Origin of the sequence: Streptomyces sp. HUAS MG91 (assembly GCF_040529335.1) — a bacterium.
GTDB classification, from domain to species: domain Bacteria; phylum Actinomycetota; class Actinomycetes; order Streptomycetales; family Streptomycetaceae; genus Streptomyces; species Streptomyces tabacisoli.
This window is the reverse complement of record NZ_CP159534.1, coordinates 3,827,186-3,851,452: the sequence shown is the minus strand read 5'-3', so window position 1 is coordinate 3,851,452 and position 24,267 is coordinate 3,827,186. Positions and strand designations below refer to the sequence as shown.

Sequence of the window (24,267 nt, the reverse complement as noted above, 5' to 3'; positions counted from 1 at the left end):
AGGACGGGGTGAGCGGGAATCGGGTTCACTCCCGGCAGGAAAAGACCCGGTGTCTTTCGGCCGGAGCCGGTCAACTCAGCCAGGGGAAAGGTCCGATGGGGCTCACGAGCCATACAGTCCTCGCGCTGGCGGTGCTGGCCGCCCTGGCGCTGTTCGCGGGCACGGTGCTGCTCTGGCCGCGGCTGGCGCACCGTTCGTGGCGGTCCGTCATGGGCCGCGTCGGGCTGTTGTTCGCCACGCAGCTGGCGGTCTTCGCGGCGTTCGGCCTGGCGGTGAACCATGTCTACGGCTTCTACGCGACCTGGGCCGACCTCCTCGGCCAGGAGCAGGGGCAGGGCGTGGTGACCGACCACGACATGGCCGCGGGCAGGACACCGGTCCGGGTGGTCGCCACCCAGGACGTCGGGGTGTCCGGCGGGGCCAGGCCGGCCGTCGGAGGACAGGTCCAGAAGGTCGACGTCGTCGGACGTACGTCGCACATCGCGGCGCCCGCGTACGTCTATCTGCCGCCCGAGTACTTCCAACCGCGCTACGCCCGCCGCAGGTTCCCCGCGTCCGTCGTCCTGACCGGCTATCCCGGTACCGCCGAGGCGCTGATCAGGGGACTGCGCTATCCGCAGACCGCGCACGCGCTGGCGGCGGCCGGGCGGATGCGGCCGATGATCCTCGTCATGCTGCGACCCACCGTGGCGCCGCCGCGCGACACCGAGTGCGTGGACGTCCCCGGCGGCCCGCGCACGGAGACCTTCTTCGCCGCGGACCTGCCCGACGAGATCGCCGCGCGCTACAGGACGGAGCGGAAGTGGGGCGTCGTCGGCGACTCCACAGGTGGTTACTGCGCGCTGAAACTGGCCCTGCACCATCCCGGCGTCTTCGGGGCGGGCGCCGGCCTTTCCGCGTACTACCGGGCGCCCAGCGACCCGACGACGGGCGACCTCTTCCACGGGGACGCGCGGGCGCGCGAGCGGGCCGATCTGGGCTGGTACCTGAGGCACATGCCGCCGCCCGTGACCTCGCTCCTGGTGACCAGCAGCAAGCAGGGCGAGCACAACTACCGAGCCACGCTCGCCTTCATCCGGCGGGTGAAGGCGCCCACACGCGTGTCGTCGATCATCCTCGACAGCGGTGGGCACAACTTCAACACCTGGCGGCGGGAGATCCCGGCGACCCTGGAGTGGCTGAGCCGGCGCCTGCCGGTCACGTGATGAGCGGCGCCACCGTCTCCAGTTCCACCTCCGCGCGCGGGATGTCCCGGGCGTCCGCGGCCGTGGAGCGCCGCAGGGCCTCGTGCAGCCGGGCCGGGGTGAGCACGCCGAGGAAGCGGCCCTGGCTGTCCTCGTCGATGACCGCGATCCAGCCCGCGTCGTGCTGGAGCATCGTGGCGAACGCCTGCTTGAGCGAGGCGCCGACCGGCAGCCAGGCCTCCATGCGGCGGGCCTGGTCGCGGACGGTCCCGCCGCCCGCGCGCGCGTGCTCGGCGGAGAGCCAGCCGTGCAGGTTGTTGTCGTCGTCCAGGACCACGGCCCAGCGGGCGTCGAGCTCGCGGGGCAGCGGGTCGTCGAGGTGGACCACGGGCGGCTGCTCCAGGTCGCCCTCCTCGATGGGGGTGACGGAGAGCCGCTTCAGGCCCCGGTCCGCGCCGACGAAGTCGGCCACGTACGGGGTCGCGGGGGCGCCGAGGACGGCCGGCGGGGTGTCGTACTGCTCGATGCGGCCCTGCCCGTACACGGCGATGCGGTCGCCGAGCCGGACGGCCTCCTCGATGTCGTGCGTGACGAACAGGACGGTCTTGTTCAGCGTCTGCTGGAGCCGCAGGAACTCGGTCTGGAGGTGCTCGCGGACGACCGGGTCGACGGCGCCGAACGGCTCGTCCATCAGCAGCACCGGCGGATCGGCCGCCAGCGCCCGCGCCACGCCCACCCGCTGGCGCTGGCCACCGGAGAGCTGCTCGGGGTAACGGTCGCCGAAGACCTTCGGGTCGAGGCCCACCAGGTCGAGGAGTTCGGCGGCGCGCTCGCGGGCCTTGGCGCGCTTGACGCCGAGCAGGTGCGGCACGGTCGCCGTGTTGTCGAGGACGGACTTGTGGGGGAAGAGACCGACCTGCTGGATGACGTATCCGATGCGGCGGCGCAACTGCACCGGGTCGATACCGGATATGTCGTCCCCGTCGAGGAATATCCGGCCCTCGGTGGGTTCGATGAGCCGGTTCACCATTTTCATCGTCGTGGTCTTGCCGCAGCCCGACGGGCCGACGAGCGTGACCAGTTCGCCCTCGTTCACCTCGAAGGACAGGTCGTCGACGGCAGTGGTGCCGTCCGCGTACCGCTTGCTGACGTGCTCGAACCGGATCATGGGAACCCATTCTGCCGGGGCCGGGCCGTGTGCGGACCGTCCGTACACGGCAGTTGTGTGAAGGCAGTGTTGCGGCCGGGGGTCGGGTATCGGCCATTGTCAGTCGTGGCCGCTAGGGTCGTCGACAGTCGAAAACGTGCGTGCGCGGGTACGGATACCTGACATACGTTCGGTGAAACGGGGGAGGCGGGGCGGGGTGAGCGAGCAGAACTGCCTGGTGGCCAATGACTGGGTGTGCGGGGAGTATCTGCGCACCCGTGGCCAGGAGTTGACCGACGCGACCGTGCAGCACCTGGGCATCACCGTCGCCTCGGTGGTGATCGGCGTCCTGATCTCCTTCCCGCTCGCGCTGCTCGCGCGGCGCAGAAAAGCGTTCGCCGGACCGGTGCTCGGCCTGACCACGGTCTTCTACTCGGTCCCGTCACTGGCGATGTTCTCGCTGCTGCTGCCCCTGTTCGGGCTCTCGGCCTCGCTGGTGATCACGGGGCTCGTGCTCTATTCGCTGACGATCCTCGTGCGCAACATCCTGGCGGGGCTCCAGGCCGTGCCGGAGGAGGCCAGAGAGGCCGCCCGCGGGATGGGGTACGGGCCGCTGCGGCTGCTGTGGGAGGTCGAACTGCCGCTGGCGCTCCCGGCGATGCTGGCCGGCGTGCGCATCGCCACCGTCTCCACGGTGGCGCTCACCACGGTCGGCGCGATCGTCGACTACGGCGGCCTCGGCACGCTGATCCTCGACGGCCTGCACAGCGACTTCAAGGCCCAGGTGCTCACCGCCTCCGTGCTGTGCGTGCTGCTCGCGGTCCTCGCGGACCTGCTGCTGCTCGGCGTCCAGCGGTGGCTGACGCCGTGGACGCGGGCGACGGCCGTACGGGGCGGCCGCGGCCCCCACAGACGCAGGGCCGCCACCGCGGTGGAGCCCGAGATGCCTGAGATGCCGGAGAAGGTCGCATGAACGCGATATCGGGGGCCTACGACTGGCTGACCACGGGTGCCAACTGGCAGGGCGAGAAGGGGGTGTGGCACCGCCTCTCCGAGCATCTGTACTTCAGCGGGGTCGCCCTCGCCGTCGCCTGTCTGATCGCGCTGCCGCTGGCCCTGTGGCTCGGGCACATCGGCCGCGGCGGCGCCCTCGCGGTCAACATCTCGAACGTGGGGCGCGCGGTGCCCACCCTGGCCGTCCTGGTGCTGCTCACGCTCACCCCGCTCGGCCGCCACGGAGACCTGCCCACACTGATCGCGCTGGTCCTGTTCGCGATCCCGCCGCTGTTGACGAACACGTACGTGGGCATGCGCGAGGTCGACCGCTCGGTGGTGGAGGCCGCGCGCGGCATGGGGATGAGCGGCCGGCAGGTGTTCGCGCGGGTCGAACTCCCGCTGGCGTACCCCCTGGTGATGACCGGGCTGCGGTCGGCCGCGGTGCAGGTGATCGCGACGGCGACGCTGGCCGCGATGGCCGGCGAGGGCGGGCTCGGGCGGATCATCACGGCCGGTTTCAGCCTGCAGAACACGCCGCAGGTCGTGGCGGGCGCCGTCCTCGTGGCCGCGCTCGCCCTGGTCGTGGAGGGCGTGTTCGTGGCGGTGGGCCGGTTCCTCGATCCGGCGCGAGGGCGGGCATGACCGCGGGCACGACAAGGGATCCCGGCGGCACAGCGCGGTGCCGTCCGTCAGTCAGCAGTGCGACAGCCAGTCAGCAGGGCGACAGCAGTGCCAGCAGTGCTACCAGTGCAACGAGGAGAGCGATGAACAGCAGGACGCACGGCAGGACGCGCCGCATGGCCCTGGCGGTCGTGGCGGCGGGAGCCCTGACCGCGGGCCTCACCGCGTGCGGCGGTGACAGCCTGGAGGGCGACAAGGGCGGCTCGGCGAGCGCGGGCGACGGCAAGAAGGGCAAGATCGTCATCGGTGCCGCCAGTTTCACCGAGGCCAAGGTGATGGGCGAGCTGTACCGGCAGATATTGGACGACGCCGGGTACGACGCGTCGGTCAAGACGGTGGAGAACCGCGAGATCTACGAACCGCAGCTCGCGAAGGGCGCCATCGACGTGGTGCCCGAATACGCGGCGACGCTCGCCGAATTCCTCAACCTGAAGAAGAACGGCTCGGGTGCGAAGGCCGTCGCGTCCAGTGATGTCGACGCGACGATGACCGCGCTGCGCGGTCTCGCCGAGCCGGAGGGCCTGAAGGTTCTGGACGCCGGCGAGGCCGTCGACGAGAACGCGTTCGCGGTGACCGAGGCATACGCGAAGAAGCACAACCTGAAGACCCTTTCCGATCTCGGCAAGTCCGGCGAGAAGGTCAAGATCGCGGCCGGCGACGAATGCGAGACCCGGCCGTTCTGCGCCCCGGGTCTGAAGAAGACGTACGGAATCGATGTCACGGGCATCGACCCGAAGGGCGTCGGCACCACCCAGTCCAAGCAGGCGGTGAAGAACGGGCAGGACCAGCTGGTCCTGACGACCACGACCGACGCGACGCTGAAGAACTTCGGACTCGTTCTCCTGGAGGACGACAAGAAGCTGCAGAATGCGGACAACATCGTTCCGGTCGTGAACGCCAAGGACGCGGGCGGCCAGGCGATAGCCGATGTCCTCGGCAAGCTGACCAAGGTCCTCACCACCGACGATCTCGTCGAGTTGAACCGGAAGGTCGACGCCGAGCGGCAGAAGGAAGCCGATGTCGCGAAGGACTATCTGGAGTCCAAGAGCCTCATCAAGAAATGATCTTGGCGCCAAGTGAGTCGTTTCTGGCGTGAGTTCGGTGGTTTCAGTGTCGCCTGCGCCCGGATTTTGCCGGGCGGGGCTTCACGATTCGCCTACGCGCGGTAAGTTTCTGGCCATGCCACGTGGACGCCACCGCCATTCCCCACCCCTGCACCGCCTGTTGCCGCCTTCGGTGATCGCCGGTGCGCCTCTCGTGTGCGCGGGCGGCGCCTGGCTTTCGGGCGACCCGCTCGTGCTGCGCGGCATCACCGCCGCCGCGGCCGCGGCGGCCGTCGTCGGCGCCGTCGTGATGCGCCGCTGGGACCGGCTCGCCGGCAAGCAGGTCGCCGATCTGACCCGGGGCGCCGCGAGCGAGCGCTGGCGGCACGAGGAGGCCGTGGCGGAGCTTGAGGGGGACCTGGAGGAGTCGCGCGAGCTGCGCACCCGCCTGGAGGGCAAGCTCCGCTCCAAGCGCTCCGAACTGGCGGGGCTGCGCAACGAGCACGCCGCGCTGCTGCGCCGCTACGCCACCGCGGAGACGGAGCGGGCCAGCGCCCTGGAGGGCCGGCGCCGGCTCGCCATCGAGGCGTCCGCGCCCGCGAAGGCACTGCCCCCGGCCCGGTCCGCCGAGCCGGTGGCCACCTCCCCGTCGTCGGCCCCGGCCCCGATCCGGGTCACCCCGTCGCTGTACCTGCGGGCGAACGCGGCGCTCGACCGGCTGGCCCGGCCCGCCGCGCCCGCGCCCGTGGCGGAGGAGACCGATTCCCGGGGGAAGTCCCGGGCGGCGTCCGGCCACTTCACCGTGCCGGCCGCCGCGGCCGTGGTGCCCCCGGCGGCACCGGCCCGCAGGGCGCTGGTGGGCGGCTTCGACTTCTTCGGCACCGGAGGCGCCGCGGTGGCGCCGGGCGAGGACCTGGCGGACGTCGTCGGGGAAGAGGCGCTCGCCGAGCAGGAGAAGCAGAACAAGCAGAACAAGCAGAACCAGCAGGACCGGCAGGACCCGCAGGGTGAGCAGGCCCCGCAGGGTGAACAGGACAGCGACGGCGCCGAGAAGGAAGTCATCGACCTGACGGCGCACGACGAGACCGAGCAGATCGACGTGGGCGAGCTGAGGTCGGCGCTGCGCGCGTGAGGTTCGCGGTTCCGTGGTTCCGCGGTGAAAAGGGGCGCTCCGCCAGTGGCGGAGCGCCCCTTTCATGCCCTGCCCGCGCGGTCCGTCACGACGACGGCGTCCCGCTCATCCAGCGATCGGGACGCGCCCCCTTGCGCCCGGTCCGGGACCGGTCCGCCTGTGCCCGCAGCAGCTCCGCCGCCTCCTGGGCGTCCCGCAGCCGCGCCGTCACCGTCTTGTTGGCGCCCGTGTCCAGGTGCAGCCCCGCGACCCGGAAGCAGCGCTCCCAGGGGCCCTGGGTGAGGCGAACGCTCTGCACCTTGGCGTGCGGGACGAGCGAGATCCGCCGCTGGAACAGCCCCTCCCGGGCCGCGAACACCGTCTCCGTGACCGACACCCCGTACGCCCGCCACCACACCGGCACGCACCAGCGCCCGCGCCGCGGCGACCCCGTGAAGTCGCCCGGCTTGGGCACCGCGACCCCCGGCAGGATGCGCGCGACGACGTCCTCGGCCTGCTCGCGCGGGGCGACGGGCACCAGGACCGAGTTGGCCGACCCCGCCACGTGCAGCTCGACGCGGACCCAGCCGCGCCCCCGCCACAGCAGCGGCTGCACGATCCGCACGGTCTGCACCCGGCCCGGCGGCACCGTCTCGTGCACCCGGTCGAGCAGCCCGTGGTCGATGCGCAACCCGTCCGGGGACTCGCCGACCGTCCAGTCGTACTCCTTGATGAACCGGCCCGCGCTGTTGGTGAACGCCCCGCCCGCCAGCGGCACGGCGACCGCGATCACTGTCCACAGGTTGTGGGTGGCGAACCACAGGAACGTCGGCACGGCGACCGCCGCGAGCAGCATCGCCCACGGGGCGCCCGTCAGCAGCAGCGCCACGGCGAGCGTGCGCGGCGGCGTGCGCAGGACCTGCTGCGCCGGTGCCTCGCCCACCTCGTGGGCCGACTCCGGGGCGAAACCGGCCGCACGCGCGAGCAGTTCGGCCCGCAGATCGCGGGCCTCCTTCTCTCCCAGATAGGCGAGTTCGTCCTTCTTGTCGGTGCCGACGACGTCGAGCTTCAGCTTGGCCACGCCCACGAAGCGGGCGAGCAGCGGCTGGGTGACGTCGACGGCCTGGAGGCGGTCGAGCCGGATGTGGGCGGTGCGCCGGAACAGCAGGCCCGTACGGATGCGCAGTTCGGTGTCCGTCACGCCGAAGTGCGTGAACCACCACGTGAGGAACCCGTACAGGGCGGCCGCGGGCACCAGGACGCCCAGGCCGATCGCCAGGGTCGCGGCGGTGAGCTGGGCGAGCTGGCGCTGCGCCTGGTCCATGTCGTGGACGGCCCAGCCGAGCAGGACCGCTATCGGCGCCCAGGCGCGGCGCAGCGGTGTGACGGGGTGCAGGCGCCGCTCTCGTACGCTCTCGGGCGACTCGTGGCCCGTGACGTCCTCCGGGGCGTGGGCGGCCGTCACAGGCCCGCCGATCGGGCTTCGCCGAGCTCGGTGAGGCGGTCGCGCAGGCGTTCCGCCTCGGCCGGGACAAGTCCCGGGATCGTCGCGTCGGTGGCGGCGGCCGCGGTGTGCAGCTGGAGGCTGGCCAGGCCGAACTTCCGCTCCAGGGGGCCCGAGGTCACCTCGACCAGCTGCATCCGCCCGTACGGCACGATCGTTTCCTCACGCCACAGCACCCCGCGGCTGATCAGCAGGTCGTCGGCGCGCTCGGCGTACCGCCACGAGCGCCAGTTGCGGCCGAGCATCGGCCAGCCCCAGGCCAGGACCGCGAGGGGCAGCAGCGCGAACGCCGCCCACGGCGCTCCCGCGACGATCGTGAGGAGCACCGCGACCGCGACGGCGATCGGCACCAGCCAGAGCACGAGCAGCAGCCGGCGCAGCTTCAGCAGCCCGGACGGCAGCCCGGTCCAGCTCGGCCCGGCCTCCGCGGGCCCGTCCCCGTCGCCCTTGACGCCCGTAGGCCCCACCGACTCCGTGGACCCCACCGACTCCGTAGACCCCACTGACTTCGCCGACCCCGTCGACCCCGCTGATCCCACTGGCTCCACCGATCCCATCGCCCCCAGCGGCCCCGTCGCCCCTGTCTCCATGAATTCACCCTACGTAGGAGAGACTGTCCGCATGACGCCCACGACTCAGGCCACGGTCGGCATCGGTGGTGCCGCGGAGAGCACCGACATGGTGCTCAACATCGGTCCGCAGCACCCCTCCACCCATGGTGTGCTGCGCCTGCGTCTCGTGCTCGACGGCGAGCGGATCCAGCACGCGGAGCCGGTGATCGGCTACATGCACCGCGGTGCCGAGAAGCTGTTCGAGGCGCGGGACTACCGGCAGATCGTGATGCTCGCCAACCGCCACGACTGGCTGTCCGCGTTCTCGAACGAGCTGGGTGTCGTGCTCGCCGTCGAACGGATGCTGGGCATGGAGGTCCCCGAGCGAGCCGTCTGGCTGCGGACCCTGCTCGCCGAGCTGAACCGTGTGCTGAACCATCTGATGTTTCTGGGTTCGTACCCACTCGAACTGGGCGGAATCACTCCGGTCTTCCACGCCTTCCGCGAACGCGAGGAGCTCCAGGCCGTCATGGAGGAGATCTCCGGCGGGCGCATGCACTACATGTTCAACCGGGTCGGCGGTCTCAAGGAGGACCTGCCGCTCGGCTGGACCACGCGCGCGCGGGAGGCCGTCGCGTCCGTCCGTTCCCGGATGGACGTCTACGACCGTCTCGTCCTCGGCAACGAGATCTTCCGGGGCCGCGCGCGCGGGGTGGGCGTCCTGTCGGCGTCGGCCGCGCACTCGTACGGGGTCTCGGGACCGATCGCCCGCGCCTCCGGCGTCGACTTCGACCTGCGCCGCGACGAGCCGTACCTCGCCTACGGGGAGCTCCAGGACACCCTGAAGGTCGTCACGCGGCAGGAGGGCGACTGCCTGGCCCGCTTCGAGTGCCTCCTGGAGCAGACCCACAACGCGCTCGCCCTCGCCGACGCCTGCCTCGACCGCATCGCGGACCTCCCGCCCGGCCCGGTCAACCAGCGCCTGCCGAAGGTCCTCAAGGCCCCCGAGGGCCACACGTACGCCTGGACGGAGAACCCGCTCGGCATCAACGGCTACTACCTCGTCTCCAAGGGCGAGAAGACGCCGTACCGCCTCAAGCTGCGCTCCGCGTCCTACAACAACATCCAGGCGCTCGCCGAACTGCTGCCGGGCACGCTCGTCGCCGACATGGTGGCGATCCTCGGGTCACTGTTCTTCGTGGTCGGCGACATCGACAAGTAGCCCGTCGGGAGCCACCCCCACCGGCTCGACGAGCCACCCGAAGTCGCCGAGCCCGCCGCGCGCCGTCAGCTCCGCCGCCTCACCCGCGCGCGCGAGCGCCCGTACGTACCCGGCCGGGTCCCGCGAGGCGAGCGAGAGCGGCGGGCGGTCCGCTGCGACGCCGAGCGCCCGCAGCGCGGCGCGCTGGCCGAGCAGCCGGGCCCCCGGTCCCGTCGCGCAGGCGTCGAGCGCCACATGGGCCGTGATGTCGCGGGACCCGTCGGGCACGGGTGGCACCTCGCGCCCCTCCCTGAACCCCGTCAGCGTGCCGAACGGCGGACGCGTCCCGCGCGCGTGGGCGTAGTCCACGGCGACCGCGAGACCGCGCTCCACCGAGCCCACGGCCGCCGCCCACGCCGTGTCCCGCGCGAGCCCGACCTCGGCGCGCAGCCCCGGCTCGGACGACAGCGGCCACCAGGTGTCGAGCCACTCCCGTGCGGCGTCGCCGAGCGGTTCGGGGGACAGCGACTCCGTGCCGTCCTGCCGTACGAGGACGAGCCGGGCGGTGCCGTCCGCGTCGGTCTCGACGACGTCGACCGGGACGTTGTCGAGCCATTCGTTCGCGAACAGCAGCCCGGTGATCCCGGTGGGCGGCGCGGACCGCCACTCGATCCGGTGATCGAGATCCGCGGGGCGCCCGGCGATCTCCACCGCGCAGGCGTGCACGCGCGCGTGCACGCTCTCCGGCAGCAGCTCCAGAACCCGCGACACCAGCTCGCCGCGCCCCGCCGCCATGTCCACGAACGTCAGCCGTTCCGGTGTGCCGAGCGCCGCGTCCACCCGGCACAGCAGCTCGGCGACGGCCCCGGCGAACAGCGGGGACGCATGGACCGACGTGCGGAAATGACCGGCGGGGCCCTCGGGGCGGCGGTAGAAGCCGGCCGGCCCGTACAGCGCCCGCTCGGTGGCCTCCCGCCAGCCGCGCGCCTCGTCCTGCCGTCCGTCCTCGCGTACGTTCTCCACGCCTGAAGGCTATGCGCGCCGGGCGCGTGCGCCTCCACCTTGGGGAGTACGCGCGCCGGGTGCGGATCGGTCCTCCGGTTGACCCCCGAGGGCCGCACGCGTACCTACTCTGGGTTACGTGCAGCGCCTCTACGACTTCCTCCGCAGACACCCGACCTGGGTCGACGGTTTCTGGGCCGTGATCCTGTTCGGGATGTCGGTGGTGGCCGTCACCAGCGGCGCCGGAGACTCACCCCGCGGCAGCCGGGCGGCGGGCATCGCCTGCGCCGTCCTGCTGAGCGTCGTCGTCACGCTGCGCCGCCGGATGCCCGAGCGGATGCTGATCCTCACGATCCTGACCGGCCTGGCCCAGCTGGTCCTCGACGCCGAGACCAGCCCCGGCGACTTCGCGATGCTGGTCATCGTCTACACCTGCGCGGCGAACGGGGCGCGGTGGTCGTCCCGGCTCGCCCTCGGCGCGGGTCTGTGCGCGGCACCGCTCGCGCAGCTGCGCTGGCCCGAGGAACAGGCCAGCGGCCTCGGAAAGATCGCCGTCACCGTCTTCACGATGGTGCCGTTCGCCCTCGCCTGGGTCCTCGGCGACTCGCTGCGCACCCGCCGCGCCTATCTGGCCGAGCTGGAGGAGCGCGCGGCCCGCCTGGAGAAGGAGCGCGAGGCCCAGTCGAAGGTCGCGGTCGCGGCCGAACGGGCGCGCATCGCGCGCGAGTTGCACGATGTCGTCGCGCACAACGTGTCGGTGATGGTGGTGCAGGCCGACGGCGCCGCGTACGTCCTGGACACCGCCCCCGACCAGGCGAAGAAGGCCCTGGAGACGATCTCGGGGACCGGCCGGCAGGCGCTCGCCGAGATGCGCCGGCTGCTCGGTGTGCTGCGCACCGGCGAGCGCGAGAAGGGCGAGGAGTACGTGCCCCAGCCCGACGTCGAGCAGATCGAGGACCTGGTCACCCAGGTGCGCACGGCGGGCCTGCCCGTGGACTTCAAGGTCGAGGGCACCCCGCGCCCGCTGCCCAGCGGCGTCGAGCTGACCGCGTACCGCATCGTCCAGGAGGCCCTCACCAACACCCGCAAGCACGGCGGTCCGAACGCGGGGGCGAGCGTCCGCCTGGTCTACTTCGACGACGGACTCGGCCTGCTCGTCGAGGACGACGGCAAGGGCGCCCCGCACGAGCTGTACGAGGACGGCGGCGCCGACGGCCGCGGCCACGGCCTCATCGGGATGCGGGAGCGCGTCGGTATGGTCGGCGGCACGCTGGACGCGGGCCCGCGCCCCGGCGGTGGCTTCCGCATCAGCGTCCTGCTGCCGCTCAAGCCCGCCCATTGACACGTACCAGCAAAGGAACGGGATCGATGTCGATCAAGGTCATGCTCGTCGACGACCAGGTGCTGCTGCGCACCGGTTTCCGGATGGTGCTCGCCGCCCAGCCGGACATGGAGGTCGTCGCCGAGGCGGGCGACGGCGTCGAGGCCCTCGAAGTGCTGCGGTCCACGGCCGTGGACGTGGTCCTCATGGACGTCCGCATGCCGAAGCTGGACGGCGTCGAGACCACCCGCCGGGTCTGTTCCGGGCCGAACCCGCCGAAGGTCCTCATCCTGACCACGTTCGACCTGGACGAGTACGCGTTCTCCGGGCTCAAGGCGGGCGCCTCCGGCTTCATGCTCAAGGACGTGCCGCCCGGCGAGCTGCTGACCGCCATCCGCTCCGTGCACAGCGGCGACGCGGTGGTCGCCCCGTCCACCACCCGCCGGCTGCTCGACCGGTTCGCGCCGATGCTGCCCAGCAGCGTCAAGGAGCCGCAGGCCCAGCAGCTGGACCGGCTCACCGAGCGCGAGCGCGAGGTCATGATCCTGGTCGCCCAGGGCCTGTCGAACGGCGAGATCGCGGCCCATCTGGTGCTGTCCGAGGCCACCGTGAAGACCCACGTCGGCCGCATCCTGACCAAGCTCGGCCTGCGCGACCGGGTCCAGGTCGTCGTCCTCGCCTACGAGACGGGGCTCGTCCGCGCGGGCGGCGGGGCCTGAGGGAGCCCGGTCAGCGCAGCACGCCCTCGATGAAGTCCCCGCCCAGCCGCGACACCACGCTCAGGTCCAACTGGTGCTGCGCGTACCGGCCGTGGCGGCGCGTCGTGATCAGGCCCGCCTTCTTCAGCACCGACAGGTGCCGGGATATCTCCGGCGCGGTCATGCCGTGCGCATCGGCGAGCTCGCCCGTCGTGTACGAGCCGCGCGCCAGGTGGCGGCACAGGCGCATGCGCACCGGGTGGGCGAGGGCCGACATCCGCAGCGTCAGCTGTTCCACCGAGGTCGGCGCGGTGAGCCCGGGGGAGGAGATCGGGTACGTGATCAGCGGCTGCCAGTCCTTGCGGTGCAGCACCCACAGATGCGGCCGGCCCAGGCTGGTCGGGATCAGGACCAGACTGCCGGAGCCCGTCTCGGTGTGCCCCACGGAGATCTTGTCGACGACGACCGAGCGGCCCGAGTCGTCCAGCGACACCGATCCCGAGACCGCGGAGAGCGCGTCCGCGACGCCCTTGCGGCGCAGCAGATCCGTCTTGAGCCGGGCGTCGGCCACCAGCTGATGCCGGACGCGCCCCCACACGTCGGAGAAGAACGCCTCGTCGCAGTCCTGCATCAGCTCGCGGAACCACGCCCTGATGGCGGGCGGGTCCTCCAGCAGGCGCTGGGTGAAGCGCACCTGGTGGGAGCCGCGCGCCGCCGCCAGCTCGAGCGCGCGCTCCCGGGCACGCGGGTCGTCCAGCCGGGCGACGTCCCGCCGCGCGTACTCCGACTGGCAGGTGAACTCCAGGGCGGCGTCCACGAACTGCTCGTCGGAGAGCTTGTCGAGCAGGTCCAGCTCCTCGCCGAGCGTGGCGCCGGGCAGGGTGTGCAGGCCGGGCAGCCCGGCGGACGGGGTGAAGACGTCCGAGAACGTCGTCCGCCACAGGAAGTCCGCCTCGCACATCCGGTCCGCCAGGCACGGGTCGAGGCACGCGGACACGCTCGTCGTCCAGCCCTGCACCCCCGGGTGGTGCGCGGGCTCCGCCAGCGCGTGCAGCGCCGCGCCCATCTCGGCCAGGGGTGAGGGCGCGAAGTGGATCCGCTCGGCCGTCAGGCCGGTGATGTCGATGCGCACGCTCATGACCCCATGGTGCACGCCGCCACCGACAGCCGGGCCCTCGATTGACGGCTCTCGTCAATCGACGTGACCGGGCCGCGACGCGGGGCGCAGTCTCGTGGTCATCGGCCCCCAAGCTCGACAAAGAGCGGATCGCGGGGCAAGGCATGACAATCGAGATGATGAGCGAGGTGGTCGTCATGACCGTCACCCAGCAGTACGCGCTGGACGTCTACCGGGCGGCCCAGCGCGGCGAGGCCGCCCCGCCGGCCCCGCTCCTCGACGAGGCGGCCGCGGTGCGCGAGCTGCGCGACTACCGCCGCTTCCGGGCGGTCGTCGCGGAGCGCCCGGCGCGCGGCCGGATCCGCGCCGCGCTGGCCCGGCGCCTGTCCGGGCACCGGGGCCACCGCGGTCACGCCGCCGGGTGCTGACCCCGGCTCACGGTAGTCGCCGTACGAAGTCCGCGACGGCCGCGCGGACGTCCGCGGCGCTCCACTCCAGGCCCGGCGCGGCGACCGTGACCTCGGTGACGGAGAGCCCCGGCGCCCCGCTCACCGGCCACCAGCGCCCGAACAGCGCCGTCTTCGTCTCCTCCGCCTGCGTCACCGCCGCCTCGGTGAGCACGTCGGTGTCGTAGGGCAGCAGCACCCGGAACGCCTGCGTGTGCGGCTCCTCGGGGTGCACCCGCGCCCACGGCAGGCCCGCCTCGGCGAACCCCTCCCGCAGCGCCCGCGCCACCACGCGCGCGTGCGCCACGTACTCCGGCAGCCGCGGCAGCTCCCGCTCCAGGCCGGCCAGCGCCGCGATCGCCTGCGGGAACTGGTGGAAGACCTGGCCGCCGTAGCGGTGCCGCCAGGCCCTGGCCTCGTCGACGAACGACTGCGGGCCCGCGAGCGCCGCGCCGCTCAGGCCGCCGAGCGACTTGTAGAACGACACGTACACGCTGTCCGCGAGGTCGGCGATCTCGGCCAGCGGGCGCCCGAAGTGCGTCGTGCACTCCCACAGGCGGGCCCCGTCGAAGTGGATCACGGCGTCACGCGCGCGTGCCTCCTCGCAGACCTGCTCCAGCTCCTCCCACGTGGGCAGCACGAAACCGGCGTCCCGGAGCGGCAGTTCCAGCATCAGCGTGCCGAACGGCTCGTCCATGCCGTGCACCTCGTCCGCCGTGATCTGCCGCGCGGCGGTCGTCGGGTGCACCGTGCGCAGGCCGGACACCGTGGTCAGCGCCTCCCGCTCGTGGACCTCCGGGTGGGCCAGCGGGTGCAGGGCCACCGTGGGGTTGCCGGTGCGGCCCGCCCAGCAGCGCAGCGCGACCTGCTGCGCCATGGTGCCGGTCGGGAAGAACGCCGCCGCCTCCTTGCCGAGCAGCCCGGCGACCTTCGCCTCCAGGTCGGCGACGACCCCGTCCCCGTAGAGGTCGACCGAGCCGGACAGGTCGGTCACCGTGCCGGCGGCGTCGGTCAGGCGCGCCCAGCGCTCCCCGATGGTCTCCGTGTGCGGCCCGCGCGCCAGGACGCGCTCCGCGCCCCGGACGGCGGCGATCCGCCGTGCTGTCTGTTGCTTCTCTTCAGGGACGTTCATGCGCCGCATCATGTCGCACACGCGTACGCGTGCGCTTCCCCACAGCCTGTGGACGACCGAGGCCCGCCCGGCCAGATAGCGTTAACATGACGAGAAATCGTCCGGTACCCCGAGCGGACTGGAACGGAAGGCCGTCGCCCCGTGACCTCAGCCCCACAGTCACCCCGATCCGAACCCACCGATCCCAAGGACCGGCCCGCACGCCTCACCGTGGGCGTCGTCGGCGCGGGCCGGGTCGGACCCGCGCTCGCCGCGTCCCTGCAGCTGGCCGGACACCGTCCGGTCGCCGTCTCCGGGGTCTCCGACGCCTCCGTGCGGCGGGCCGCCACCCTGCTCCCCGACGTGCCCCTCGTGCCGCCCGCCGAGGTCCTGGCGCGGGCCGAGCTGGTGCTGCTGACCGTGCCCGACGACATCCTGCCCGGACTCGTCGAAGGCTTCGTCGAGACCGGCTCGATCCGGCCCGGACAGCTCCTCGTGCACACCTCGGGCCGGTACGGCGCCAAGGTCCTCGACCCGGCGCTGCGCGCGGGCGCCCTGCCGCTCGCGCTGCACCCCGCGATGACGTTCACCGGCACCGCCGTCGACGTCCAGCGGCTCGCCGGCTGCTCGTTCGGCGTGACCGCCCCCGAGGAGCTGCGGCTGGCCGCCGAGGCCCTGGTCATCGAGATGGGCGGCGAGCCCGAGTGGATCGCCGAGGAGATGCGGCCGCTCTACCACGCGGCCCTCGCGCTCGGCGCGAACCACCTGGTCACCCTGGTCGCCCAGGCCATGGACCTGCTCCGCGACGCGGGCGTCACCGCCCCCGACCGGATGCTCGGCCCGCTGCTCGGCGCGGCCCTGGACAACGCCCTGCGCTCCGGCGACGCCGCGCTCACCGGGCCGGTCGCGCGCGGCGACGCGGGCACCGTCGCCGCCCATGTCGCCGAGCTGCGTGAGCACGCCCCGCAGACCGTCGCCGGATACCTCGCGATGGCCCGCGCCACCGCCGACCGCGCCCTCGCCCACGGCCTGCTGAAGCCGGAGCTGGCCGAGGACCTGCTCGACGTGCTGGCCACGGGCGCGGAGGAGAGCCGATGAACGCCAGGATCGTCCACACCGGCGAAGAACTGCGCGCACGCACGCGTACCGGGCAGCGCGTCGTCGTCATGACCATGGGCGCCCTGCACGACGGCCACGCCACCCTCGTCCGCACCGCCCGCGAGCGCGCGGGCGCCGACGGCGAGGTGGTCGTCACCGTCTTCGTGAACCCGCTGCAGTTCGGCGCGGGCGAGGACCTCGACCGCTACCCGCGCACCCTCGAGGCCGACGTCAAGATCGCCGGACAGGCGGGCGCCGACCTCGTCTTCGCGCCGTCCGTCGACGAGGTCTACCCCGGCGGGCAGCCCCAGGTGCGGATGTCGGCCGGCCCGATGGGCGAGCGCCTCGAAGGCGCCTCGCGCCCCGGCCACTTCGACGGCATGCTCACCGTCGTCGCCAAGCTGCTGCACCTCACGCGCGCGGACGTCGCCCTGTTCGGCCAGAAGGACGCCCAGCAGCTCGCCCTGGTCCGCCGCATGGTCCGCGACCTGAACTTCGACGTCGAGATCGAGGCCGTGCCCACGGCCCGCGAGAGCGACGGCCTCGCCCTCTCCTCGCGCAACCGCTATCTGTCGCCGGACGAGCGCCGCACCGCGCTTGCCCTGTCCCGCGCCCTGTTCGCGGGCCGCGACCGGCACGCCGCCCAGGAGGCCCTTCGCGCGCGCGGCGCCGAGAGCCCCACCTCGCGCGCGCGTGCCCGTGCGCTCGACGCGCTCGGCGAGGCCCGCGCCGCCGCCGACGCCCACGCGGTGGCCTCCCCGGGCGGCCCCGCCGCCGTGCTCGCCGCCGCCCGCCAGGTCCTGGACGAGGCCGCCCGCCTCACCCCGCCGGTCGAGCTGGACTACCTGGCACTGGTCGACCCCGCCGACTTCACCGATGTACGGGACGGCTTCGAGGGCGAGGCCGTGCTCGCGGTCGCCGCCCGCGTGGGCACGACCCGGCTGATCGACAACCTGCCGCTGACCTTCGGAGGTCACCTGTGACGAGCACAGGCATAGCACTCCACGCCCCCGCCCCCGGCTGGAACCTCGAGGCCGACGTGGTCGTCGTCGGCTCCGGCGTCGCGGGCCTCACCGCCGCGCTGCGCTGCGAGGCCGCGGGCCTGCGCACCGTCGTCGTCACCAAGGCCCGCCTGGACGACGGCTCCACGCGCTGGGCGCAGGGCGGCATCGCCGCCGCGCTCGGCGAGGGCGACACCCCCGAGCAGCACCTCGACGACACCCTGGTCGCGGGCGCGGGCCTGTGCGACGAGAACGCCGTGCGCACCCTGGTCACCGAGGGCCCCGACGCCGTACGCCGCCTCATCGCGACCGGCGCCCACTTCGACGAGACCGAGGACGGCGCCCTCGACCTGACCCGCGAGGGCGGCCACCACCGGCGCCGCATCGCGCACGCGGGCGGCGACGCCTCGGGCGCCGAGATCTCCCGGGCCCTCGTCGAAGCCGTACGCGCGCGTGGACTGCCCACGGTCGAGAACGCGCTGGTGCTCGACCTGCTCACGGACGCCGAGGGCCGCACGGCCGGCGTCTCCCTGCACGTGATGGGCGAGGGCCAGCACGACGGCGTGGGAGCCGTCCTCGCGCCCGCCGTCGTCCTCGCCACGGGCGGCATGGGCCAGGTCTTCTCCGCGACCACGAACCCGCACGTGTCGACCGGCGACGGCGTCGCCCTCGCGCTGCGCGCCGGAGCCGAGGTCAGCGACCTCGAATTCGTCCAGTTCCACCCCACCGTGCTCTTCCTCGGCGCGGACGCCGAGGGCCAGCAGCCGCTCGTCTCCGAGGCGGTGCGCGGCGAGGGCGCCCACCTGGTCGACGCCGACGGCGTGCGCTTCATGGTGGGCCAGCACGAACTCGCCGAGCTGGCGCCCCGCGACATCGTCGCCAAGGGCATCACGCGCCGCATGCAGGAGCAGGGCGCCGAGCACATGTACCTCGACGCGCGGCACTTCGGCCGCGAGATGTGGGAGAAGCGCTTCCCCACGATCCTGGCCGCCTGCCGCGCCCACGGCATGGACCCGATCACCGAGCCCATCCCGATCGCCCCGGCCGCGCACTACGCCTCCGGCGGGGTCCGCACCGACCTGCACGGGCGCACCACCGTCCCCGGCCTGTACGCGTGCGGGGAGGTCGCCTGCACCGGCGTCCACGGCGCGAACCGTCTGGCCTCCAACTCCCTCCTCGAAGGCCTCGTCTACGCCGAGCGCATCGCGGACGACATCAAGAAGGAGCACGCGGAGAACCACCTCCACGCGCGCGTGCCCGTTCCCGTCCCGCACCCGGCCACCCCGGCCCACCCCCTGCTGCCCGCCGAGGCCCGCTTCGCCATCCAGCGCGTGATGACCGAGGGCGCGGGCGTGCTGCGCTCCGCCGACTCCCTCGCCGAGGCCGCCGCCCGGCTCGGCCGCATCCACGCCGACGCCGCGGGCGCCCTCGCCGAGCACGGCAAGACGGCCGTCCCCGGCGTCGACACCTGGGAGGCCACCAACCTGCTGTGCGTGGCCCGCGTCCTGGTCGCCGCCGCCCGCCGCCGCGAGGAGACCCGCGGCTGCCACTGGCGCGAGGACCACGCGGACCGCGACGACGCGAACTGGCGCCGCCACATCGTCGTACGGCTGAATCCCGACCGAACTCTGGCCACGCACACCACACGAACAGCAGACTTCCCGGCAACGGTAAAGAACCCACAGGAGCAGTGACCGACGTGAGCGCCATCCCCGACCTCCCCCTGGCAGACGCCGACTCCGGCGGCTGCGGCGACAACTGCGGCTGCGCGAACGCCGACACCGACGTCGCCGACGTCATGGAGTGCGGCCTCGACCCGTCGCTGGCCCAGCTGCTCCTGGACGCGGGCCTGCACCCGGTCGAGATCGAGGACATCGCCCACATGGCGATCGCCGAGGACCTCGACGGCGGCGTGGACGTCACCACGGTCGCCACGATCCCGGAGGACGCCGTCGCGACCGCCGACTTCACGGCCCGCGAGGCGGGTGTCGTGGCGGGCCTGCGGGTTGCCGAGGCGATCATCTCCGTCGTGGCCACGGACGAGTTCGAGGTCGAGCGGCACGCCGAGGACGGCGACCGGGTGGAAGCGGGCCAGAAGCTCCTCTCGGTCACCACCCGCACCCGCGACCTGCTCACCGCCGAGCGCAGCGCGCTCAACGTTCTGTGCCGCCTCTCCGGCATCGCCACCGCCACGCGCGCGTGGGCGGACGCCCTGGACGGTACGAAGGCGAAGGTCCGGGACACCCGCAAGACCACGCCGGGCCTGCGTTCCCTGGAGAAGTACGCCGTTCGCGCGGGCGGCGGCGTCAACCACCGCATGTCGCTGTCCGACGCCGCCCTGGTCAAGGACAACCACGTCGTCGCGGCCGGCGGCGTGGCAGCGGCCTTCCAGGCGGTGCGCGACCGCTTCCCGGGCCTCCCGATCGAGGTCGAGGTCGACACCCTGCACCAGCTGCGCGAGGTCCTCGACGCCGGCGCCGACCTGATCCTCCTGGACAACTTCACGCCGTCCGAGACGGAGGAGGCGGTGGCCCTCACGAACGGCCGCGCGCTCCTGGAGTCGTCGGGCCGCCTCACTCTCGACAACGCGGGCGCGTACGCGCGTACCGGTGTCGACTTCCTCGCCGTGGGCGCGCTGACCCACTCCTCGCCGATCCTCGACATCGGCCTCGACCTGCGGGAAGCGACCGCCTGATGCTGCTCACCATCGACGTGGGCAACACCCACACCGTGCTCGGCCTGTTCGACGGCGAGGACATCGTCGAGCACTGGCGCATCTCCACCGACGCCCGCCGCACCGCCGACGAGCTCGCCGTCCTGCTCCAGGGCCTGATGGGCATGCACCCGCTGCTCGGCGACGAACTCGGCGACGGCATCGACGGCATCGCCATCTGCTCGACCGTCCCCTCGGTCCTGCACGAGCTGCGCGAGGTCACCCGCCGCTACTACGGCGACGTCCCCGCCGTCCTGGTCGAACCCGGCATCAAGACCGGCGTCCCGATCCTCATGGACAACCCCAAGGAGGTCGGCGCCGACCGCATCATCAACGCGGTCGCGGCCGTCGAGCTGTACGGCGGCCCGGCGATCGTCGTCGACTTCGGTACGGCGACGACGTTCGACGCGGTGTCCGCGCGCGGGGAGTACACCGGCGGCGTGATCGCCCCCGGCATCGAGATCTCGGTGGAGGCCCTGGGCGTACGCGGTGCCCAGCTCCGCAAGATCGAGCTGGCCCGGCCGCGCAGCGTCATCGGCAAGAACACCGTCGAGGCGATGCAGTCGGGCATCGTCTACGGGTTCGCGGGGCAGGTCGACGGGGTGGTCAACCGGATGGCCAAGGAGCTGGCCGACGATCCGGACGACGTCACCGTCATCGCCACGGGTGGTCTCGCGCCGATCATCCTCGGCGAGGCCTCGGTGATCGACGAACACGAGCCGTGGCTGACCCTGATCGGCCTCCGCCTGGTCTACGAACGCAACGTCAGCCGTCTTTAGCCGGGTGCGCAGTTCCCCGTGCCCCGGAAGGCCGCAGGCCTGTCAGGGGCGCGGGGAACTGCGCGAGAAGCGGCCACCGGCCCGCAGCCGAACGAGAACCCGGAAACCCGGCCCGAGCGGAGCGATGGCGCGCCGGAGAATTGCCGGTTAACACGATTTGCCCGAAATAAGCCGTACCGTCACCCCATGCCCACGCCCTACGGAAACCGCGGCGGCATGGCGTTCGGCGCAGAAGAGCTGCGTGTGCTCCGACGTGCCCTCGCCCTCGCCCTCCACCCCAGCCCCGCCTCGGACAACGACGTCCGGGACTGTCTCCGGCTCGCGGAGTCGGTCGACGAGGCCACCCGGGAGAGCGCCCGGATGCGAGCGTTCCTGCTCGCCGACCTCGACCGGTACCGGGCCGCCCTGCCCGGCACGGTCACCGGCTACCTGAGCCTGCTCCAGGACGCCCTGGCGGCGGGCCACCAGCCCGGCGCCGACGACCTCGCGGCCCTGCGCGCCCTGCGCGGCAACGCCACGGCGGCGGCCCTGCTCGACCGCTGCCGATCGCTCGCCGAGCAGGGCGTGCGCGACCGGCTCGAATCGCGGCACCGCCCGCGCGTCCCGTCCTCGCGCACCGCCCTGCTGGCCCTGCCCGGCGGCCTGAGCGCCACCGGCCGGCCCGCGGACCCCCGGCCCGCGACCCCGGAGCGCCCCGTGCCGACCCCGGCCGAGGTGTTCCCGCCCAAGCGCCGCCCCGCCCAGCCCCCGGCCCCGCCGCAGCGGCTGGCCGCGGGCTAGCTACTCTGGGGGCATGGAATACGTTTCCGCGCTCGTGCCCCCGGTAGTGATGGCCGCGTTCTTCATCGGCCTGATCGTGACGATCGTGAAGTCGCAGGGCGGCGACAAGAAGGCCAAGGAGGACGCGGCCGTCGACGCCGCCCTCGCGCGTGCCGAGGCCGCCCGGCAGCCCGAAGCGGGCTGACCGCACGCTCCGGCCCTGGACAGGGGCGCCCCGGCGGGCGCCCCTTTTGGCATTGATTGATGCAGTTCGAGATCTCTCGCCACGTCCGCCGGTGAATTGCCGACTTCTCCCACTATTGTGCTCTTCGTGCCGCGCCCCTTGGGAGAACTCGAAGACACAGTCATGACGCGGGTGTGGAACTGGAACCGCCCGGTGACGGTGAGAGAAGTGCTGGAGGACCTCCAGCAGGAACGGTCCATCGCCTACACGACGGTCATGACCGTATTGGACAATCTCCATCAGAAGGGCTGGGTCCGCCGGGAAGCGGAGGGCCGGGCTTATCGATATGAGGCGGTCTCCACCCGGGCCGCCTACTCGGCCGCGCTGATGAACGACGCATGGGCGCAGAGCGACAACCCCGCCGCCGCGCTCGTCGCCTTCTTCGGCATGATGTCGCCGAACCAGCGCGAAGCGCTCAGGGACGCCATGCGCATCGTGCAGCCCGAAGCCACTTCCCGTGCCGCGGCGGAAGCCGGGCCGGAAGCCGGACGGTCCGAAGCCCCGGCCGAAGTCGCGCCACCCGGAGAAGCGGCTCAGGAGCGCGGGCGATAGCGTCCGGACATGCCAGCAGAGCTCCCCGAAGTCGTCCCGGTCCCCGAATCCTCCGCCCCAAAAGCCATCACCGTACGCCGGGCCCGCACCGCCGATGTGCCGGAGGTCCGCCGACTCCTCGACGCCTACAGCCGGCAGGGGATCCTGCTCGACAAAGCCACGGTGACGCTTTACGAGGACATCCAGGAGTTCTGGGTCGCCGAACGCGACGACAACGCCGAGGTCGTCGGCTGCGGAGCCCTGCACATCATGTGGGAAGACCTGGCCGAGGTCCGCACTCTCGCCGTGAATCCACTGGTCAAGGGCTCGGGTGTGGGTCATCAGGTGCTTGAGAAGCTGCTGCAGACCGCGCGCTGGATCGGTGTTCGCCGGGTTTTCTGCCTCACCTTCGAAGTCGAGTTCTTCGCCAAGCACGGCTTCGTGGAGATCGGTGAGACACCCGTCGATACGGTTGACACCGATGTCTACAGCGAGCTGCTGCGTTCCTATGACGAGGGCGTCGCGGAGTTCCTCGGTCTCGAACGAGTGAAACCGAACACCTTGGGTAACAGCCGGATGCTTCTGCATCTGTGATCGTGGCGGACCGATATTCCGGCAAGCTGCAACCGGCCGGGCCCTATGTCCGAAACGCGCATGTTTTCGGTCGTGCTGGGCAGCTTCAACTCCCGGATCTCTCCCGGATCTCAGCCAGGGGTTTGTGTTTTTCCGGCAAAAGCGGTTTGCTTTCCGACGTACTGCAGTACTGCATATAACAAGGGGACGGCGAATCAGCGGCCGCGGTCGCAGGGGTCGGCCCTTCAGATATCGATGAAAGGAAATCCGGTGGCACAGAAGGTTCAGGTCCTTCTTGTCGATGACCTCGACGGCGGCGAGGCGGACGAGACCGTGACGTTCGCGCTCGACGGCAAGACGTACGAGATCGACCTCACCACCGCGAACGCGGACAAGCTCCGTGGTCTCCTCGACGCCTACGTCAAGGGTGGCCGTCGCACCGGTGGCCGCGCCGCCGGTGGCCGGGGCAAGGCGCGCGCCGCGTCCGGTGGCAACCAGGACACCGCGCAGATCCGCGCGTGGGCGAAGGACAACGGCTACGAGGTCAACGACCGCGGCCGCGTCCCCGCCTCCATCCGTGAGGCCTACGAGAAGGCCAACGGCTGACGCGTCGGTACGTGCAGTGCGCGGCGCAGCCGGGCCCGCTGACAGTGGGTCGCCGCTGTGTCCACGAGTCGTACGAGATCGGGGGCGCCCCCACCGCCCCCAGCGACCGACCAGGTCGAGACGGCCGACAGGCTCGTCAGGGCCGGCAGCACCGGCTCCACCTCGCGTCCGGGCTCCGGGGGCCGCACCCACACAGCGGCCTCCTGCGAGCCGGCCAGGCCCGGCGGCGTCGGCGCGTCGATGAATCCGCCCGCTCCGACGGCGACGAGGTCCAGGGGCAGATCCCCCCACTCCAGCCAGTCGAGCAGCCCCGGCACCTCTTCCGCGCTGCCGGCGGCCACCAGGAGCTGCATCGTTTCCCCGTTCAACGCCACCGGTGACCGGGGATCGCACCTGCGCAGCATCCGGAACCCGGCGTCGGCCGGAATCTCCAGTACGTCGAAGCGCAGGCCCGTGCGCAGCCGCACCCCGTCGGGGCCGGACGCCGTGGCCCAGCCCAGCTCGTCCTCGTACCACTGCTGGACCCGCCGGAGCGGGAGGGCGGCGTCGAGCGGCCGGCGCGGGGCGGGGAAGGGGGCGACCATGCCAGGAGCAACCGCCGGGAGCACCCGCAAGTTACGCAGTGTCGTTGGTTGAATGCGCTCCGTGTCCGAAATGGGGGCGTAAAGGGGTGTTCGGCGGGGCAAGGATGTTCGCCCGTAGCGGAGGGAACCGGCGTGCGCCGCATGGAGTGTCAGTCCGTGCGGGTAAGACATCCCTAGTGGGAGGGTCGACACGCTCGGCCGTGGGAGCCCGCGTTCGCCATCGGCGTAGTGGCGGTGTGGCTATCCGCTTGGCCTGCGGGAACATC

The 24,267-nt window shown here is 72.4% G+C and carries 26 protein-coding genes; 19 read left to right on the top strand and 7 right to left on the bottom strand.

Features of this window, described 5'->3' with window-relative positions:
• The first annotated feature begins 95 nt into the window (after nt 1-95).
• Nucleotides 96-1,205, top strand: a complete 1,110-nt coding sequence (locus ABII15_RS17345; RefSeq protein WP_353943233.1) for an alpha/beta hydrolase-fold protein — start codon at nt 96-98, stop codon at nt 1,203-1,205.
• On the opposite strand, the gene ABII15_RS17340 is transcribed toward ABII15_RS17345, so the two are convergent.
• Nucleotides 1,198-2,352 (bottom strand): betaine/proline/choline family ABC transporter ATP-binding protein, encoded by a 1,155-nt coding sequence (locus tag ABII15_RS17340; RefSeq protein WP_353943232.1) that lies wholly within the window; start codon nt 2,350-2,352, stop codon nt 1,198-1,200. The two genes, ABII15_RS17345 and ABII15_RS17340, sit on opposite strands and share 8 nt — an antisense overlap.
• Before the next feature lie 196 nt (nt 2,353-2,548).
• Between ABII15_RS17340 and ABII15_RS17335 the strand changes: the two genes are divergently transcribed.
• The 4 genes from ABII15_RS17335 to ABII15_RS17320 all read left to right on the top strand — a co-directional run bounded on the left by ABII15_RS17335 (nt 2,549) and on the right by ABII15_RS17320 (nt 6,183).
• Nucleotides 2,549-3,304 (top strand): ABC transporter permease, encoded by a 756-nt coding sequence (locus ABII15_RS17335; protein ID WP_353943231.1) that lies wholly within the window; start codon nt 2,549-2,551, stop codon nt 3,302-3,304.
• Entirely contained in the window at nt 3,301-3,969 is a 669-nt protein-coding gene (locus tag ABII15_RS17330; RefSeq protein WP_353943230.1) for an ABC transporter permease, read from the top strand. Before ABII15_RS17335 ends, ABII15_RS17330 begins: the two co-directional genes overlap by 4 nt.
• Before the next feature lie 122 nt (nt 3,970-4,091).
• Nucleotides 4,092-5,072, top strand: coding sequence for an ABC transporter substrate-binding protein (locus tag ABII15_RS17325; RefSeq protein ID WP_353943229.1), 981 nt, complete (start codon nt 4,092-4,094; stop codon nt 5,070-5,072).
• Between the two features lie 115 nt (nt 5,073-5,187).
• On the top strand, nt 5,188-6,183 hold the full coding sequence (locus ABII15_RS17320; protein WP_353943228.1) for a hypothetical protein: 996 nt from the start codon (nt 5,188-5,190) through the stop codon (nt 6,181-6,183).
• Nucleotides 6,184-6,268: 85 nt separating this feature from the next.
• Here the strand turns inward: ABII15_RS17320 and ABII15_RS17315 are convergent, their stop codons facing one another.
• Nucleotides 6,269-7,627: a PH domain-containing protein gene (locus tag ABII15_RS17315; RefSeq protein WP_353943227.1), complete on the bottom strand. Its 1,359-nt coding sequence runs from the start codon at nt 7,625-7,627 to the stop codon at nt 6,269-6,271.
• On the bottom strand, nt 7,624-8,133 hold the full coding sequence (locus tag ABII15_RS17310) for a PH domain-containing protein (protein ID WP_353947097.1): 510 nt from the start codon (nt 8,131-8,133) through the stop codon (nt 7,624-7,626). Before ABII15_RS17310 ends, ABII15_RS17315 begins: the two co-directional genes overlap by 4 nt.
• 154 nt (nt 8,134-8,287) lie before the next feature.
• Between ABII15_RS17310 and ABII15_RS17305 the strand changes: the two genes are divergently transcribed.
• Entirely contained in the window at nt 8,288-9,439 is a 1,152-nt protein-coding gene (locus tag ABII15_RS17305; protein ID WP_353943226.1) for an NADH-quinone oxidoreductase subunit D, read from the top strand.
• Here ABII15_RS17305 and ABII15_RS17300 read toward each other — a convergent pair.
• The gene (locus ABII15_RS17300) at nt 9,404-10,441 is read right to left on the bottom strand and encodes an SAM-dependent methyltransferase (RefSeq protein ID WP_353943225.1); all 1,038 of its coding nucleotides are present in this window, start codon (nt 10,439-10,441) and stop codon (nt 9,404-9,406) included. The two genes, ABII15_RS17305 and ABII15_RS17300, sit on opposite strands and share 36 nt — an antisense overlap.
• A 118-nt stretch (nt 10,442-10,559) precedes the next feature.
• Between ABII15_RS17300 and ABII15_RS17295 the strand changes: the two genes are divergently transcribed.
• Nucleotides 10,560-11,762: a sensor histidine kinase gene (locus ABII15_RS17295; RefSeq protein WP_353943224.1), complete on the top strand. Its 1,203-nt coding sequence runs from the start codon at nt 10,560-10,562 to the stop codon at nt 11,760-11,762.
• 26 nt (nt 11,763-11,788) lie between these two features.
• A complete protein-coding gene (locus ABII15_RS17290; RefSeq protein WP_353943223.1) occupies nt 11,789-12,460 on the top strand; it encodes a response regulator transcription factor in 672 nt (223 codons plus the stop codon).
• 10 nt (nt 12,461-12,470) lie between these two features.
• On the opposite strand, the gene ABII15_RS17285 is transcribed toward ABII15_RS17290, so the two are convergent.
• On the bottom strand, nt 12,471-13,577 hold the full coding sequence (locus tag ABII15_RS17285) for a DUF5937 family protein (protein ID WP_353943222.1): 1,107 nt from the start codon (nt 13,575-13,577) through the stop codon (nt 12,471-12,473).
• Between the two features lie 176 nt (nt 13,578-13,753).
• Between ABII15_RS17285 and ABII15_RS17280 the strand changes: the two genes are divergently transcribed.
• Nucleotides 13,754-13,984, top strand: a complete 231-nt coding sequence (locus ABII15_RS17280; protein ID WP_353947096.1) for a hypothetical protein — start codon at nt 13,754-13,756, stop codon at nt 13,982-13,984.
• A gap of 7 nt (nt 13,985-13,991) precedes the next feature.
• On the opposite strand, the gene ABII15_RS17275 is transcribed toward ABII15_RS17280, so the two are convergent.
• The gene (locus tag ABII15_RS17275) at nt 13,992-15,134 is read right to left on the bottom strand and encodes a beta-eliminating lyase-related protein (RefSeq protein WP_353943221.1); all 1,143 of its coding nucleotides are present in this window, start codon (nt 15,132-15,134) and stop codon (nt 13,992-13,994) included.
• A gap of 141 nt (nt 15,135-15,275) precedes the next feature.
• Between ABII15_RS17275 and ABII15_RS17270 the strand changes: the two genes are divergently transcribed.
• The 10 genes from ABII15_RS17270 (at nt 15,276) to ABII15_RS17225 (ending at nt 23,417) form a co-directional block, all read left to right on the top strand.
• Nucleotides 15,276-16,211 carry a DUF2520 domain-containing protein gene (locus ABII15_RS17270; RefSeq protein WP_353943220.1) on the top strand — a complete coding sequence of 312 codons (936 nt, stop codon included), beginning with the start codon at nt 15,276-15,278 and terminating at the stop codon, nt 16,209-16,211.
• The gene (gene panC / locus ABII15_RS17265; RefSeq protein WP_353943219.1) at nt 16,208-17,194 is read left to right on the top strand and encodes a pantoate--beta-alanine ligase; all 987 of its coding nucleotides are present in this window, start codon (nt 16,208-16,210) and stop codon (nt 17,192-17,194) included. The genes ABII15_RS17270 and panC overlap by 4 nt, the downstream gene beginning before the upstream one ends.
• Nucleotides 17,191-18,906: an L-aspartate oxidase gene (locus tag ABII15_RS17260; RefSeq protein ID WP_353943218.1), complete on the top strand. Its 1,716-nt coding sequence runs from the start codon at nt 17,191-17,193 to the stop codon at nt 18,904-18,906. Before panC ends, ABII15_RS17260 begins: the two co-directional genes overlap by 4 nt.
• Nucleotides 18,903-19,907 (top strand): carboxylating nicotinate-nucleotide diphosphorylase, encoded by a 1,005-nt coding sequence (gene nadC / locus ABII15_RS17255; protein ID WP_353943217.1) that lies wholly within the window; start codon nt 18,903-18,905, stop codon nt 19,905-19,907. Before ABII15_RS17260 ends, nadC begins: the two co-directional genes overlap by 4 nt.
• Nucleotides 19,907-20,704: a type III pantothenate kinase gene (locus ABII15_RS17250; protein WP_353943216.1), complete on the top strand. Its 798-nt coding sequence runs from the start codon at nt 19,907-19,909 to the stop codon at nt 20,702-20,704. The genes nadC and ABII15_RS17250 overlap by 1 nt, the downstream gene beginning before the upstream one ends.
• Nucleotides 20,705-20,920: 216 nt before the next feature.
• Entirely contained in the window at nt 20,921-21,484 is a 564-nt protein-coding gene (locus tag ABII15_RS17245) for a hypothetical protein (protein WP_353947095.1), read from the top strand.
• A gap of 13 nt (nt 21,485-21,497) precedes the next feature.
• Entirely contained in the window at nt 21,498-21,668 is a 171-nt protein-coding gene (locus ABII15_RS17240) for a hypothetical protein (protein ID WP_181512516.1), read from the top strand.
• Between the two features lie 126 nt (nt 21,669-21,794).
• A complete protein-coding gene (locus ABII15_RS17235) occupies nt 21,795-22,259 on the top strand; it encodes a BlaI/MecI/CopY family transcriptional regulator (protein WP_353943215.1) in 465 nt (154 codons plus the stop codon).
• A gap of 9 nt (nt 22,260-22,268) precedes the next feature.
• Nucleotides 22,269-22,832 carry an amino-acid N-acetyltransferase gene (locus tag ABII15_RS17230; protein WP_353943214.1) on the top strand — a complete coding sequence of 188 codons (564 nt, stop codon included), beginning with the start codon at nt 22,269-22,271 and terminating at the stop codon, nt 22,830-22,832.
• Nucleotides 22,833-23,081: 249 nt separating this feature from the next.
• Nucleotides 23,082-23,417: an Lsr2 family protein gene (locus tag ABII15_RS17225; protein WP_111662722.1), complete on the top strand. Its 336-nt coding sequence runs from the start codon at nt 23,082-23,084 to the stop codon at nt 23,415-23,417.
• On the opposite strand, the gene ABII15_RS17220 is transcribed toward ABII15_RS17225, so the two are convergent.
• Complete coding sequence (locus tag ABII15_RS17220; RefSeq protein WP_353943213.1) at nt 23,396-24,001, bottom strand: SCO3374 family protein; 606 nt, start codon at nt 23,999-24,001, stop codon at nt 23,396-23,398. The two genes, ABII15_RS17225 and ABII15_RS17220, sit on opposite strands and share 22 nt — an antisense overlap.
• Nucleotides 24,002-24,267: the final 266 nt, after the last annotated feature.

Coding starts and splice junctions, on each gene's coding strand:
- ABII15_RS17345 (WP_353943233.1), top strand. CDS start 96: ATGGGGCTCACGAGCCATACAGTCCTCGCGCTGGCGGTGCTGGCCGCC.
- ABII15_RS17340 (WP_353943232.1), bottom strand. CDS start 2,352: ATGATCCGGTTCGAGCACGTCAGCAAGCGGTACGCGGACGGCACCACT.
- ABII15_RS17330 (WP_353943230.1), top strand. CDS start 3,301: ATGAACGCGATATCGGGGGCCTACGACTGGCTGACCACGGGTGCCAAC.
- ABII15_RS17325 (WP_353943229.1), top strand. CDS start 4,092: ATGAACAGCAGGACGCACGGCAGGACGCGCCGCATGGCCCTGGCGGTC.
- ABII15_RS17320 (WP_353943228.1), top strand. CDS start 5,188: ATGCCACGTGGACGCCACCGCCATTCCCCACCCCTGCACCGCCTGTTG.
- ABII15_RS17305 (WP_353943226.1), top strand. CDS start 8,288: ATGACGCCCACGACTCAGGCCACGGTCGGCATCGGTGGTGCCGCGGAG.
- ABII15_RS17290 (WP_353943223.1), top strand. CDS start 11,789: ATGTCGATCAAGGTCATGCTCGTCGACGACCAGGTGCTGCTGCGCACC.
- ABII15_RS17285 (WP_353943222.1), bottom strand. CDS start 13,577: ATGAGCGTGCGCATCGACATCACCGGCCTGACGGCCGAGCGGATCCAC.
- ABII15_RS17280 (WP_353947096.1), top strand. CDS start 13,754: ATGACCGTCACCCAGCAGTACGCGCTGGACGTCTACCGGGCGGCCCAG.
- ABII15_RS17275 (WP_353943221.1), bottom strand. CDS start 15,134: ATGAACGTCCCTGAAGAGAAGCAACAGACAGCACGGCGGATCGCCGCC.
- panC (WP_353943219.1), top strand. CDS start 16,208: ATGAACGCCAGGATCGTCCACACCGGCGAAGAACTGCGCGCACGCACG.
- ABII15_RS17250 (WP_353943216.1), top strand. CDS start 19,907: ATGCTGCTCACCATCGACGTGGGCAACACCCACACCGTGCTCGGCCTG.
- ABII15_RS17245 (WP_353947095.1), top strand. CDS start 20,921: ATGGCGTTCGGCGCAGAAGAGCTGCGTGTGCTCCGACGTGCCCTCGCC.
- ABII15_RS17240 (WP_181512516.1), top strand. CDS start 21,498: ATGGAATACGTTTCCGCGCTCGTGCCCCCGGTAGTGATGGCCGCGTTC.
- ABII15_RS17230 (WP_353943214.1), top strand. CDS start 22,269: ATGCCAGCAGAGCTCCCCGAAGTCGTCCCGGTCCCCGAATCCTCCGCC.
- ABII15_RS17220 (WP_353943213.1), bottom strand. CDS start 24,001: ATGGTCGCCCCCTTCCCCGCCCCGCGCCGGCCGCTCGACGCCGCCCTC.